Raw genomic sequence first — 12,746 nt, 5'->3', positions numbered from 1 at the left:
ACCGTACGCTGGTCCGCCAACCCTCGCGGCCGATGTCGCGAGGGTTGACGCCGGCCACCGAACCCGCGACCACGCTCCGTGCGGGAGCGGATGGACGCCGGTAGTGTGACTGCCGGCCGGCGCCGCGCCGCGACGTCCGATCGATACACCGACACCGTGGGGGTTCGACGGCATGGACCACACGCTCAGACCCCCGCTCCCGACGAGGTGCTGACACCACCGCGGCGGACCTTCGGCGTCCTGCCCGCGGTGCTGTGCGGAGTACTGGGCGCGACGCTCATGGCCGTCCGCCTGCTCGTGCCCACGCCGGTCGGCATGGCCGACAACGGCGACGGTGTCCGCCTGCTCTGCCAGCTGGGAGCGGACATCGACGGCTCGGAGCGCTTCGCGTTCGCGCGCTTCGTCTACCCCGCACCGGGTCCGGACGCGGCGTGCGAGCCGTACCGGACCAGCCAGGTGCTCCAGCTGCGCCTGACGTCCTGGCTGACCGACCTCTTCGGGCTGCCCGGCGCCGTGGACATGCACGTGGTGATCGTCCAGGACTGCCTGCTGACCGGGCTCGCGATCGGCACGATGGCGTGGCTGCTGCGCCGCTCGCCGTGGTGGGCGCAGGTCGTGGCCGCGGCGGGGCTGTTCCTCGTGCTCGCCGACGCCACCTTCGCCGGCTACGTCGCCTCCGCGTACAGCGAGCCGGCGGCGTTCACCGGCCTGGTCGCCTTCGCGCTCGCGGGCGTCGCGGTCGTGTCCGGCGAGCGGCCCCGGACCGCGTTCCTGATCGCGACCGCGGGCGCGGCACTCGCGGTCTCCGCCAAGATCGGCATGGTCACGCTCGCCGTGCCGTTCGTGTTGTTCCTCGCGACCCGGCGACTCCCGCTGGGGCGCCGGCGGACGGGCGTGGCATCGTTCGTGCTGGCCGGCCTCGGCGTGGTCGCGGTGGGTGGCGCGGCGACGTGGGTGTACACCGACGAGCAGGCCGGCTTCGAGCGGGTGAACGTGGCCAACGAGATCACGATCGCGATCATGCCGGCGAGCGGGGACCCCGCCCGGGCCGCGGCCGACCTCGGGCTGCCCCGCTCGTTCGGCCGGTTCAGCGGCAAGGGCTGGTGGGCCCGGGACCCGATGCACTCCGCACCGGAGTGGCCGTCGGTCCGCGCGCTGATGACGCGCGAGCACGTGGCCGGCTACTTCCTCGACCACCCCGGCGTCGCGGCGCGGGTGCTCGGCGCCGGTGGCGACGACTACCTGCGGTTCCGGCCGGACGACCTCGGCAGCTACGGCGCGACCGCCGGCGAGCCGCCACGTGCCCAGGAGTGCCGGCTGTGCCTGCTGCCCACGGTCTCGCACGCGTTCGCGTGGAGCCGGTTCGCCGGCGTGCTCGGCTACTGGCTGGCCTGCCTCACCGGCGCCGTCGTGCTGGCGCGCCGGTCGGCCGCCGGCTCACCGCGCCGCGGGTTCGCCCTGGTCGCCCTCGTGCTCGTGGGCTGCGCGGTGGTCCAGTACCTGACCACGGTGCTCGGCGACGGCGCGGAGGTCACCAGGCACCTCGTGGTCGGCCTGTTCGCGGCGAGCCTCGCCCCGGTCTGGCTGCTCGCCGCCCTGTTCGCGGCTCGCCGCCCGAAACCGGAGCCCGTCGAGCCACCGGACGAGACCGGCGGCGAGCCGGCGGCCGAGCCCGTGCAGGAGGCGGACGCCGCGATCGAGTAAGCATGTGGGCGTGTACGACTACGCGACCAAGTACTCGAGCCTGCGCTTCGCCGACCTCGGTGACGGGATACTCGAGGTAGCCATGTCCGCGCCCGGCCGGCTGAACGCCGTCGGCCACGAGGGGCACCGCGATCTCGCCGACGTCTGGCAGTCGGTCGACAGGGATCCCGACGTCCGGGTGGCGATCATCCGCGGCGAGGACGGCGTGTTCTCGGCGGGCGGTGACCTGGACCTGGTCACCGACATGGCGGCGGACTTCGCCGTGCGGATCCGCGTCCTGCGCGAGGCGCGCGACCTCGTCTACAACGTGATCAACTGCTCGAAGCCGATCGTCTCGGCGATGGAAGGCCCGGCGGTCGGCGCCGGCCTGGTGGCCGGCCTGCTCGCGGACGTGTCCATCGCCGCGACCGACGCCCGGATCATCGACGGCCACACCAAGCTCGGCGTGGCGGCGGGCGACCACGCGGCGATCGTCTGGCCGCTGCTGTGCGGCATGGCCAAGGCGAAGTACCACCTGCTGACGTGCGAGCCGTTGTCCGGCGCCGAGGCCGAACGGATCGGCCTGGTGTCGCTGTGCGTCGACCAGTCCGAGCTCCACGACACGGCCCGCAAGGTGGCCCGCCGCCTGGCCGCCGGCTCGCAGTCCGCGATCCGGTTCACGAAGTACGCGCTGAACAACTGGCTACGCCAGGCCGGCCCGATCTTCGACACGTCGCTGGGCCTGGAGTTCTTCGGCTTCGGCGGCCCGGATGTCCACGAGGGCGTGGCCGCCATCCGGGGCAAGCGCCGCCCGGACTTCTCCGGCCCCGCATCGGAGTAGCCGTCCCGCAGTCGTCACGCAGCCGACCTGCGTGACTACGGATACGACTCTTGCGACTAGATGTAGTACACCTGCTATCGTTCGACCGACACGTTCGATGGGAGGTGGGACCGTGGCCGTGGTGAACGAGGCGGATGCGCCGGTGCGCGAGGTGCGCCTGGCGGAGGAGGACACCGTTCTCGAGGTCAGAGACCTGCGGATGCGGTATGGCTCGACGGATGTACTGACCGGGGTGGACTTCGTGGCGCATCCCGGCGAGGTGGTGACGCTGCTCGGGCCGAACGGGGCGGGCAAGACGACCACGATCGAGATCCTCGAGGGGTTCCGGATGCGCTCGGCCGGGGAGGTCTCGGTCCTGGGGGTGGATCCGGCGCACGGGGACGAGAACTGGCGGGCGCGGCTGGGGGTGGTGCTGCAGTCGTGGCGCGACCACGGCCGCTGGCGGGTGCGTGAGCTGCTCGAGCATCTCGGGCTGTACTACGCGCCGTACTCGACGAACCGGATCCGGCGCCCCTGGGACCCCGACGAGCTGGTCGATCTCGTCGGGCTCACCGAGCACGCGCACAAGAAGATCAACCGGCTCTCCGGTGGCCAGCGCCGCAGGCTGGACGTCGCGATCGGCATCGTCGGGCGGCCGGAGCTGCTGTTCCTCGACGAGCCGACCGCGGGCTTCGACCCGGAGGCGCGCCGGGAGTTCCACGACCTCGTGCACCGGCTGAGCGACGCGAACACGACGATCCTGCTGACCACGCACGACCTCGACGAGGCCGAGAAGCTCGCCGACCGGATCCTGATCCTGGCCGGCGGCACGATCATCGCGGACGGCTCGCCGGACCAGCTGGCCCGGCGGATGTCCACCGAGGCCGAGGTCAAGTGGACGCTCGACGGCCAGCGGTTCGTCCACTCCACGCTGGACGCGACCGGCTTCGTGCGGGAGCTGTTCGTCAAGCACGACAAGGCCGTCGCCGACCTGGAGGTGCGCCGCGCGAGCCTCGAGGACGTCTACATGGCGATGGTGCGGGAGTTCGAGTCGGGCCGCGCGGACGCGGCGGTCCGCGAGTTCGAGGAGGTGACCCGATGAGCCCCGCGATGGCGGCCGCGCGCGCCGGCGCGATCCGCGGCCGGATCGAGCTGCGGCAGACGTTCACCAACGCACAGGACCTGTGGAACTACCTGTTCCCGACGGCCGCGTTCCTGATCGTGCTGTTCTTCATGAGGGGCGCGGCGGTGCCGGGCACCAGCTTCAACCTCGGCGCCCGCACGCTGCCCAGCCTGCTCGGCATGAACGTGGCGTTCGCCGGGCTGGTCACGCTGATGATGGGGCTGGCGCTGGAACGTGAGGACGGCACGCTGCTGAGGGCGAAGGCGGTGCCGAACGGGATGCTCGGCTACCTGGTCGGCAAGCTCGTGCTGATCGCCGGGTGGATGGTGACCAGCATGGTGATCATCCTGATCCCGAGCTCGCTCATGCTCGACGGCCTCGCGCTGACGAGCGTGACCGCGTGGCTCACGCTGCTGTGGGTCATGGTGCTCGGGCTCGCCGCCACGCTGCCGCTCGGCGCGATCTTCGGGTCGATGTTCTCGAACCCGCGCAACGCCGGCGTGATCATGATGCCCGTGATGGGACTGGTCGCGATCTCGGGGATCTTCTACCCGATCGCGAGCTTCCCGGTCTGGCTGCAGGACATCGCGCAGGTGTTCCCGATCTACTGGCTCGGCCTCGGCATGCGCTCGGCGCTACTGCCGAACGATCTCGCCGCGGTGGAGATCGGCGAGTCGTGGCGGCACCTCGAGATGGTCGGCGTCCTGGGTGCCTGGGCGGTGGCCGGGTTGATCGTTGCCCCTATCGTGCTGCGGAGGATGGCACGCCGGGAGTCGGGCTCGAGCGTGGCGGCACGACGCGAGAAGGCGCTACAGCGGACGACGTGAGCGGTCTTTGATGAGTGAGACGATCTACAACCGGATCGCCGTCCTGCGGGTCGAGCGAGGGGTGTCGCGCAGGCAGCTCGCGGACGCGCTCGGCGTCCACTACCAGACGATCGGCTACCTGGAGCGGGGCGAGTACAGCCCCTCGCTGTACCTCGCCCTGCGGATCGCCGAGTACTTCGAGGTGGCGGTCGAGGTGGTCTTCTCCACCTCGCCGTTCCCCCGAATCGGTGATTCAGAGCAGTCAGCGTGACAATTTGGCCCAACTGAGGCTGGCCTTTTCCGTCGGTCGCGTCCCCATAATGGGTCGTATGGCGGAGAGCAGCGTGGCGACCAGTCCTGTGTCCACCGGCACCGTCGCGTTCGGCAGCGTGCCGACCGAGCTGGGTGACGTGCTCGCGGCGGTCACCGCCGACGGGGTGGTCGCCACTGCGTTCACCGACTCCCCCCACATCAGAGCCGCGATCGCCTCGCGGCTCGGGCTGGCCGACGTGGGCGACTCCGCGCCGGCCGCCGCCGTCCTCGCCCAGCTGCGGGACTACTTCCGCGGCAGGCGAAGGGTCTTCGAAATCGACATCGACTGGCGGCTGATGTCCCCGGCGCAACGCCGGGTGCTCGGCACGCTGTACGCGACCGTGCCGTACGGCAAGGTCGTGACCTACGGCGAGCTCGCCACCCGAAGCGGTTCGGGGATCCCGCCGCGCGGCATCGGGTCGATCATGGGCAGCAACCCGATCCCCATCGTCGTGCCGTGCCACCGGGTCGTAGCCGGCGACGGGCTGGGCGGATTCAGCGGCGGAACCGGCGTGGAGTCCAAGCGCCGCCTGCTGACGCTCGAGGGATATCTGCCGCCTGGCCTCTGGTAGGCGCCCCACTTGATGCGATACTTATTCGTGACGCTGTGGCACGAATATGGGGAGCATCCATGCCTGTGTCCCGGCCGGTGGTCAGCCGGCGGCGGGAGGTCGGTGGGGGCAGCGCGCGCTCGCTGCTGACGACCGTGCTCGGCGAGTTCGTGCGGCCGGGCGGCAAGCCGGTGTGGACCGCGACGCTCGTCGACGTGCTCGCCCTGTTCGGCGTCGAGGAGAAGGCCGCACGCCAGGCGCTCGCGCGTACCGCGGCCGAGGGGTGGCTGCGGTCCGACCGGGTCGGCCGGCGGGTGCGCTGGAGCCTGACCCGCCCCGGCCGCCGGCTGCTCGCCGAGGGCGCGGAACGGATCTACGGCTTCGGCAGCGGCGATCGCCGGTGGGACGGCCGGTGGCTCGTGCTGCTCGTGTCCGTCCCGGAGACCATGCGCGACCTGCGGCACAAGCTGCGCACCCGGCTCAGCTGGGCGGGTTTCGGCTCGCCGACGGCCGGTGTGTGGGTCACCCCGCACCCAGGGGCCGAGGCCGACGCGAAGCTGATCCTGGACGAGCTGGACCTGTCCGGCCAGGCCATGTCGTTCCTGGCGAACTACGGCGCGCTCGGGCAGGAGCGGGACATGGTCGCGAGCGCGTGGAACCTCGCCGAGGTGGCCGAGCGCTACGACGCGTTCATCGCCGAGTTCGCCGACCTGTCACCGGACACGCCCGACGCGGTGCTGCGCGCGCAGACGCTGCTGGTGCACGAGTGGCGCCGCTTCCCCTTCCTGGACCCGCAGCTGCCGGGTGAGCTGCTGCCCGCGAAGTGGAGCGGCACGACGGCGACCGCGCTGTTCAACGACAAGCACGTCCGCTGGCGCGCGCCGGCGCAGAAGCGCTGGGCCGAACTGGCCGGCGGCTGATCGCGCTGGGGCGGGACGGAGCCCGCGCTCGCCGTGACCGACGTGGTCGAGGCGCTCCGGCTCTAATTCGCTTGGCGGCCGCTGCCGGGTGTGGTTGGGTCGCGGCACGCCCTCGAGCCGGGAGGAGGTGAGAGCGATGATCGCTTATTCGACCATGCGCTCGCACCCCGTGGCCCGGGCGTTCGCGCGGGGCTGAGCGAGCGCGCGCGAGCAAAGGAATCTTCATGACCGATCTGGTCGTGCGCCCGCTCGTCGCGGGCGAGGAGGACCTGTTCCTGTCCCTGACCGAACCCGCGCTCGTCGGCATCCAGTCGGTCGGGCGCGACTACCGTGAGCTCGCCGGCCTGCACCAGTACCGTCCCGAGTGGACATGGGTGGCGCTGCGCGGCGACCGCGTGGTCGCCCGCGCCGCGTGGTGGGGCGCCCCGGACGACGGCGAGCCGATGGCGCTGGACTGGCTGGACTTCGACGACGGCGAGTCCGCGGCGGCCGTCGAGATCCTGACCGAGGCCGGCTTCGACGCGCAGTACTGCCTGGTGCTGCCGCCGCACTGGCGTGCCGACCCGGCGACCCGCAAGGCCGGCGAGGCACGGGTCGAGGTCGCCGAGCGGGCGGGCATGCGGAAGTTCGTCGAGCGGCTGCGCTACACGTGGACGCCGGCCGACGGCCTGCCGGACCGGCCCGGGCGGCTGCGGTTCGAGCCGGAGCCGGACGACGAGCGGATCCGCGAGGTGCTGTGCCTGATCGCGCAGGGTTCGCTGGACGCGCACGACCGGCGCGCCATCGCGGACGGCGGCGTGGCCGCGGCGGCCCAGCAGCAGCTCGACTTCCTGCACTGGATGCCCTCGCCGCGGGAGTGGTGGCGGCTGGCGTACACAATGGACGGTTTGCCGGCAGGGCTCGCGATCCCGGGCCGCAACTACAACAGCGCGACGATCGGGCTGGTCGGCGTGGTGCCCGAGCAGCGCGGGCACGGGTACGCCTACGACCTGCTCGTCGAGGCGACCTGGCTGTTGGTCGAGGCGGGTGCGGACCAGGTGACCGCGGAGACCGACGTCGCGAACCGCCCGATGGCCGCGACGTTCGCCCGCGCGGGTTACCCCATCACGCAGGAGAGGATCCTGCTGCGGACCCTGTTTCGAAGGTTGCGGTAAAGGTTCGGCAACCATGATGTCGAGCTTCGAAACAGGGTCCGGGTGACCGACTCGCTCGCCGCCGCGCGGCACGCGCGGCGGCGAGTGGAACACCTCGGGCCGGGTCCTCATCGGTGACGGCTGCTGGCCGGCCCCGCCGACACCCGGAGTGGCTGCCGGCCAAGCCCGATGCCCCCGTTCGGGGGAGGTAAAGGGAGCTTCACGACGGGCGGGAACGCGAGTACCTGACGGTCTGTCGCGGTGTATTTCGTGCGGAGACTCGGCCGAACGGGAATGCTTCTCAGATTTCACGACGCTCAGCTACCGTACGGAGGCCCGTTCAGACTTCCCATGGCACGACATCGTCACGGCACGGTCACAATGACGCCGACGGTGCCAATTGCAGCAGTACGAACCACTCTAACGTACGAGTTGAGGGTGCACATGACTGATTTACGCTGAAGGCAAAGACTCGGTCAACGAGACCCGTCTGACCTGGGTCATCCTGCTGGAGGGGGGCAAGCCATGTTCAGAAGCTTCATAGCCTGGTTGGATCTCTACATCTCGCGCGAAACGCCCGCCTCCGTCCTCAAAAGTCTCGTCGGTCTGATGACTTTCGCCGGCTTGCTCGGCACCATCTTCGGCAACGAAGCCATACGAGTGGGTGCCTTTGTCGTCGTCATTTTCTTCGCCGTCTGCGTAATTCTCTTGCTGCTCGGTGACCGCCGCCGCCTCCAGCAGGAGAACCGCGCGGCCCGCCAGCTCGTGTCGCGCTACTGCGACTTCGTCGTGGACAACGCCTCCAAGCCGCTGGTCTCGATCACCGCATGGGACCAGGTCGTCTATGTGCAACCCAACGGCGACGTGCGGGAAATCATCACCATCAAGGCGGTCGCACTCCGCAAGAAGGTCTACTTCATACGGATGACGGCGGGAAGCAGATGGGATCAGCCGGAACGATACCGCCGCAACGTCCGGGTTATCGCAAGAGGACTGACGGTCAACAACAGGACGGGCCCGCACTGGCTCGTGACGAACTCGTGGATGTCGTCACAGAAGATGGTCTCGATACTTCATCTTCACGAGCCGATCGCACTCGGCGAGGAAGTCCTCTTCGAGGTTATTCGAATGTGGCCGGCGAAGTGCCGGCCACTGATGCGCGACGACATCGCCGAGAGCTTTGTCTTTCGCACGTCGCACCTGCTGGATATCAAGCACGTCGAGTACAAAGTGGTCCTTCCGGCCGGGTACGACGCGGTGCACGAGCCGATAGGCCACATCGAGCCGGACGTACGGTTTTCGGTCGAGGAAGGCCGGGATCAGGAGGGCCGCAGGGTATTCATCTGGCACGCAGACCTCGTGCCGGCTGGCAAGACGGTCGGATTCAGACTTGAGCTGAGTGAGTCCAGCACGCTCGCGTCGTTGAACCCACTCGGCATCGGCTAGGAGTCTCCGTCTTCGCCGCCACCCATTGGCATGCCCTTCCGTTCGGAGTGGATCATCCTGACTGTCGAGCGGAACCGTACCAATAGGTCTCCGAGGCGTGCGCACCAGGCCACGATTCGAAAGCCGCTCAGCGGAAAGTCAGTGGTCAGAGGACAGTCAGATGCCCAGCCCTGGGAACAACTTCGCGGCGTTGCCCGCGAGCACGCCGCGCAGCACATCGTCCGGGAGGCCCAGCCCGCCCAGTGCCCGGGCGTTGCGGGCTACGCCCGGAATGCCCGGCCAGTCCGTACCGAAGACCATCTTCGTGGCCAGGCGGGGGAAGTCGTGGCGGGCGTAGTACTCCGGCAGCTTCTGCGGAGGCAGGCCGGCGACGTCCAGCCACACGTTCGGCTTCGCCAGGGCGAGGAACGCCGCCACGTCGTACCACCAGCCGCGGCCGCCATGCGCGAAGATCACGTCCAGCGACGGGAAGTCCTCCACGACGTCGACCAGCAGCGCGGGGTCGCCGAAGCGCGCCCGCGAGCCCGGGAAGGTCGAGGATCCCGTGTGGACGATGACCGGGACGCCGCGGTCGGCGCACACCTGGTACGCGGGGTACAGCTCGCGATCCACCGGGGAGAACGCCCCGTGCACCGGGTGCACCTTCAGCGCCACCGCGCCCAGCGAGAGCTGGCGCTCCACCTCGGACGCCACCGGATGGTGCAGGTGCGGGTTCACGTTCGCCACCAGCCGGAACCGGTCCGGGTTGTGCGCCACCAGCGGCAGGTTGTCCTCGATCGGCTGGATGCCGGTAGCCCGCGGGCTGTACTCGCAGAACAGCAGCGCCCGGTCGACACCCTCGGACTCGAACAGCTCGTCCAGGGCGGCCGGGACCGGGTCGCCGTCGGCGGAGTACGCCGAGCGCCAGTCGTAGCGCCCGGCGAACTGCACCGCCCACTCCCGCCACGCCGGCTTCAGCGTGGCCAGCCGCGGCGCGTGCACGTGCGCGTCGACCAGCGGCATCCCGTCCAGCATCAGGTGAGCACCGCCGGCGGCTCGAGCGACGGCGAAGCGGCGGCGGCCGGCCGCACGACCAGCTCGTCCGCGACCAGTTCGCGCAGCACGTTGCGGCGGATCTTGCCCGTAGCCGTCTTCGGCAGCTCGGTCATCCGCACCACGGCCCGCGGCCGCTTGTACGAGGCGAGCCCCTCGCGGCACCACTGCACGAGCGCCGCCGCGTCCACCGTCCGGCCCGACACCGGCACCACGCACGCGATCGGCTTGTCCAGCCCGTCCGCGTCCCGGCCGGCCACGACCGCGACCTCGGCGACGTCCGGGTGCTCGAGCAGCCGCTCCTCCACCTCCGCGGGCGACACCCAGATCCCGCCCGCCTTCAGCATGTCGTTGGACCGTCCGAGGCACGTGTACGTGCCGTCCTCGTTGCGCACGTACGTGTCCCCGGTCCGCAGCCACTCGCCCTGGAAGACCGCACGCGTCGTCTCCGTGCGGCACCAGTACCCGCTCGCCACCGAGGGGCCGGACAGGAACAGGTCACCGGGTACGCCGGACGACTCGATCGGCGCGCCCCGCTCGTCGCGGATCTCCACCCGGTACCCGCCGACCGGCATGCCCGACGAGCCGGGGTGGACCTGGCCGGGCCGGTTCGACAGGAAGATGTGCAGCGCTTCGGTCGAGCCGAGCCCGTCGAGGATCTCCACGCCGAACCGCTCGCGGAACCGGTGGAACAGCACCGGCGGCAGCGGCTCGCCGGCCGAGACCGCCTGGCGTACCGAGGCGAAGCTGTCGTCGGGCACGTCGGAGTTCAATAGTGCCGAGTAGAACGTCGGCACGCCGAAGAACAGCGTCGGCCGCTCCGTGGCGGCGAGGCCCGCGATCAGCGGCGGGGAGGGCCGCCCGCGCTCGAGGATCGTCGTGGCCCCGGCGGCCAGCGGGAAGAACGCGGAGTTGCCCAGCCCGTAGGCGAAGAACAGCTTCGGCACCGACAGGCAGCGGTCGCCCGGCCCGACCCCGAGCACGCCGTTGCCGTACAGCTCGCACACGTCGCGCACGCTGCCGTGCCGGTGCATCGCGCCCTTGGGCTTGCCCGTCGTGCCGGACGTGTACAGCCACAGCGCGGGCGAGTCCGGCCAGGTCGCGTACGGCACGGTGAGCTCGCCCGCGGTGCGCAGCTCGGTCCACTGGTGCAGTGCGGGCGCGGCCAGCTCGGCCTCACCGTCGAGCACCACGTGCTCCACTTCGGACGCCGTGGCGAGCGCGCCGCGGGTGGCGTCGGCGAACTCCGTGGACGCGCACAGCACCCGGGCACGTGAGTCGGCCAGCACCGTAGCCAGCTCGCCGCCGGTGACCATGGTGGACACCGGGACCGGCACCGCGCCGAGGTACATCGCGCCGAGGATGCCGGTCAGCAGCTCCACGCCGTCGGCCATGCAGAGCATGATCCGTTCCTCGGGCCGCACGCCGATGGCCCGGAACCCGGCCGCCACCCGGCGGGTCTCGTCGGCGAGCTGGTCATACGTCAGGGCGACCGGCCCGCAGACGACGGCGGGACGGCCGCCGTGGCCGTCCCGGAGGTGCCGGTCGAGCAAGTACTCGGTCGCGTTGAAGAGGGTCGGAGTCATCGTTGACCGCCTCGGGGTCAGGGCAGGTAGACGTACTCGTAGTCGAACGGTTTCCCGTTGATGCCGTTGCGTGGTGGCGCGACCCAGCCGGCGATCTTGCCACGCTCGTAGACAGGGTGCATCAGCGAGCGCACGAACGCCAGGTCCTCGCTCGTGGGCAGCCACTTGTGCCGCGCCGCCGCCCACGTCTGCTCGTCGACGATGGTGCCGTCGGGCGTGACGTGGTAGTCCGCGCTGACCCCGACCGCCCGGTTGAACCCCGGATGCGGCAGCGCGAAGCGGTAGTCGATCTCGGCGCTCTCCAGGATGCGGTTCCACCGCTTGATCCCGGTCTCGCAGTCGGCGATGTACTCGCCGCGCAGGTCGAGGTTGAGCGCCAGCAATGCGGAGAGCTCCTCCTTGCTCCAGGTTCCGTCCGGGTTGGGCCGGTCGAGGAACACGCCGTCCTCGGTCAGCTGGTGGTCGTCCTTGCGGCGGGTCTCCTGCCACCGTCCCTTGAGGCCTGCGGTGTAGTAGTTGGCCGCGTTGGTCGACGTCTCGCTGCCGAACAGATCGAGCGAGACCGTGTAGTGGAAGTTGATGTACTTCTGGATGAGATCGAGCGGGATCCCGCCGCGCGGCCCGATGTCGAGCGTGTCGTGGTCGCGGATCAGCTGCGCGCTGCGCTCCACCACGCGGTCGACACCGGTGGTGCCGACGAACATGTGGTGCGCCTCCTCCTTGAGCATGAACTCGCACGTGCGCGACAGCGGGTCGAACGCGGACTCCTTCAGCGTGCCGAGCTGGTACTTGCCGTCCCTGTCGGTGAAGTAGGTGAACATGAAGAACGCGAGCCAGTCGGCGGTCTCCTCGTTGAACGCGCCGAGGATGCGCGGCGAGTCGGGGCTGCCGGAGTTGCGCAGCAGCAGGCCCTCGGCCTCCTCACGGCCTTCCTTGCCGAAGTAGGCGTGCAGCAGGTAGACCATCGCCCACAGGTGCCGGCCCTCCTCCACGTTGACCTGGAACAGGTTCCGCAGGTCGTAGAGCGACGGGGCGGTGAGCCCCAGCAGCTTCTGCTGTTCGACCGACGCGGGTTCGGTGTCGCCCTGGATGACGATGAGGCGTTGCAGGTCGGCGCGGTACTCGCCGGGCACCTGCTGCCACGCGGGCTCGCCCATGTGCTCGCCGAAGGAGATCTTGCGGTCCGGGTCGCGCTCGGCGAGGAAGATCCCCCAGCGGTACTCGGGCATGCGGACGTAGTCGAAGTTGGCCCAGCCCTCCTGGCCGACGTCGACGGCGGTTCGCAGGTAGACAGGCGACTCCTGGAACGCGACGGGGCCGAGCGCCTTCCACCA

The 12,746-nt window shown here is 70.3% G+C and carries 12 protein-coding genes; 9 read left to right on the top strand and 3 right to left on the bottom strand.

Translation table 11 applies throughout. The annotated features are described in order from the left end of the window. The first annotated feature begins 207 nt into the window (after positions 1-207). The 9 genes from wsfD (at position 208) to VH969_RS06245 (ending at position 8,794) form a co-directional block, all read left to right on the top strand. On the top strand, positions 208-1,704 hold the full coding sequence (gene wsfD / locus VH969_RS06285; protein WP_331971791.1) for a glycan biosynthesis hexose transferase WsfD: 1,497 nt from the start codon (positions 208-210) through the stop codon (positions 1,702-1,704). Between the two features lie 10 nt (positions 1,705-1,714). Next, positions 1,715-2,524 (top strand): enoyl-CoA hydratase/isomerase family protein, encoded by an 810-nt coding sequence (locus VH969_RS06280; RefSeq protein WP_331971788.1) that lies wholly within the window; start codon positions 1,715-1,717, stop codon positions 2,522-2,524. A 199-nt stretch (positions 2,525-2,723) separates the two neighbouring features. Beyond that, positions 2,724-3,605: an ABC transporter ATP-binding protein gene (locus VH969_RS06275; protein WP_331971794.1), complete on the top strand. Its 882-nt coding sequence runs from the start codon at positions 2,724-2,726 to the stop codon at positions 3,603-3,605. Beyond that, positions 3,602-4,453, top strand: coding sequence for an ABC transporter permease (locus VH969_RS06270; protein WP_331971785.1), 852 nt, complete (start codon positions 3,602-3,604; stop codon positions 4,451-4,453). Before VH969_RS06275 ends, VH969_RS06270 begins: the two co-directional genes overlap by 4 nt. Positions 4,454-4,463: 10 nt before the next feature. Further along, positions 4,464-4,703, top strand: coding sequence for a helix-turn-helix transcriptional regulator (locus VH969_RS06265; RefSeq protein WP_331971782.1), 240 nt, complete (start codon positions 4,464-4,466; stop codon positions 4,701-4,703). Between the two features lie 58 nt (positions 4,704-4,761). Next, positions 4,762-5,316: a methylated-DNA--[protein]-cysteine S-methyltransferase gene (locus VH969_RS06260; RefSeq protein ID WP_331971779.1), complete on the top strand. Its 555-nt coding sequence runs from the start codon at positions 4,762-4,764 to the stop codon at positions 5,314-5,316. A 59-nt stretch (positions 5,317-5,375) separates the two neighbouring features. Next, positions 5,376-6,215: a PaaX family transcriptional regulator gene (locus VH969_RS06255; protein WP_331971776.1), complete on the top strand. Its 840-nt coding sequence runs from the start codon at positions 5,376-5,378 to the stop codon at positions 6,213-6,215. A gap of 224 nt (positions 6,216-6,439) precedes the next feature. Continuing rightward, positions 6,440-7,369 (top strand): GNAT family N-acetyltransferase, encoded by a 930-nt coding sequence (locus VH969_RS06250; RefSeq protein ID WP_331971773.1) that lies wholly within the window; start codon positions 6,440-6,442, stop codon positions 7,367-7,369. A 528-nt stretch (positions 7,370-7,897) separates the two neighbouring features. Further along, positions 7,898-8,794 carry a hypothetical protein gene (locus tag VH969_RS06245; protein WP_331971770.1) on the top strand — a complete coding sequence of 299 codons (897 nt, stop codon included), beginning with the start codon at positions 7,898-7,900 and terminating at the stop codon, positions 8,792-8,794. A gap of 156 nt (positions 8,795-8,950) precedes the next feature. Here the strand turns inward: VH969_RS06245 and VH969_RS06240 are convergent, their stop codons facing one another. From VH969_RS06240 to boxB, 3 genes are all read right to left on the bottom strand, one after another. Next, positions 8,951-9,808, bottom strand: a complete 858-nt coding sequence (locus tag VH969_RS06240) for an amidohydrolase family protein (protein WP_331971767.1) — start codon at positions 9,806-9,808, stop codon at positions 8,951-8,953. Then, positions 9,808-11,412: a benzoate-CoA ligase family protein gene (locus tag VH969_RS06235; RefSeq protein WP_331971764.1), complete on the bottom strand. Its 1,605-nt coding sequence runs from the start codon at positions 11,410-11,412 to the stop codon at positions 9,808-9,810. The genes VH969_RS06240 and VH969_RS06235 overlap by 1 nt, the downstream gene beginning before the upstream one ends. 17 nt (positions 11,413-11,429) lie before the next feature. Continuing rightward, positions 11,430-12,746: benzoyl-CoA 2,3-epoxidase subunit BoxB (gene boxB, locus VH969_RS06230; protein WP_331971761.1), on the bottom strand; the 1,317-nt coding region annotated here is incomplete at its 5' end.

The organism is Actinophytocola sp. (assembly GCF_036555685.1).
Lineage (GTDB): Bacteria > Actinomycetota > Actinomycetes > Mycobacteriales > Pseudonocardiaceae > Actinophytocola.
The sequence above is the reverse complement of the archived record's forward strand: the minus strand, read 5'-3'. Positions and strand labels throughout refer to the sequence as shown.

Coding starts and splice junctions, on each gene's coding strand:
- VH969_RS06235 (WP_331971764.1), bottom strand. CDS start 11,412: ATGACTCCGACCCTCTTCAACGCGACCGAGTACTTGCTCGACCGGCAC.
- VH969_RS06240 (WP_331971767.1), bottom strand. CDS start 9,808: ATGCTGGACGGGATGCCGCTGGTCGACGCGCACGTGCACGCGCCGCGG.
- VH969_RS06275 (WP_331971794.1), top strand. CDS start 2,724: ATGCGGTATGGCTCGACGGATGTACTGACCGGGGTGGACTTCGTGGCG.
- VH969_RS06255 (WP_331971776.1), top strand. CDS start 5,376: ATGCCTGTGTCCCGGCCGGTGGTCAGCCGGCGGCGGGAGGTCGGTGGG.
- VH969_RS06260 (WP_331971779.1), top strand. CDS start 4,762: ATGGCGGAGAGCAGCGTGGCGACCAGTCCTGTGTCCACCGGCACCGTC.
- VH969_RS06265 (WP_331971782.1), top strand. CDS start 4,464: ATGAGTGAGACGATCTACAACCGGATCGCCGTCCTGCGGGTCGAGCGA.
- VH969_RS06250 (WP_331971773.1), top strand. CDS start 6,440: ATGACCGATCTGGTCGTGCGCCCGCTCGTCGCGGGCGAGGAGGACCTG.
- VH969_RS06270 (WP_331971785.1), top strand. CDS start 3,602: ATGAGCCCCGCGATGGCGGCCGCGCGCGCCGGCGCGATCCGCGGCCGG.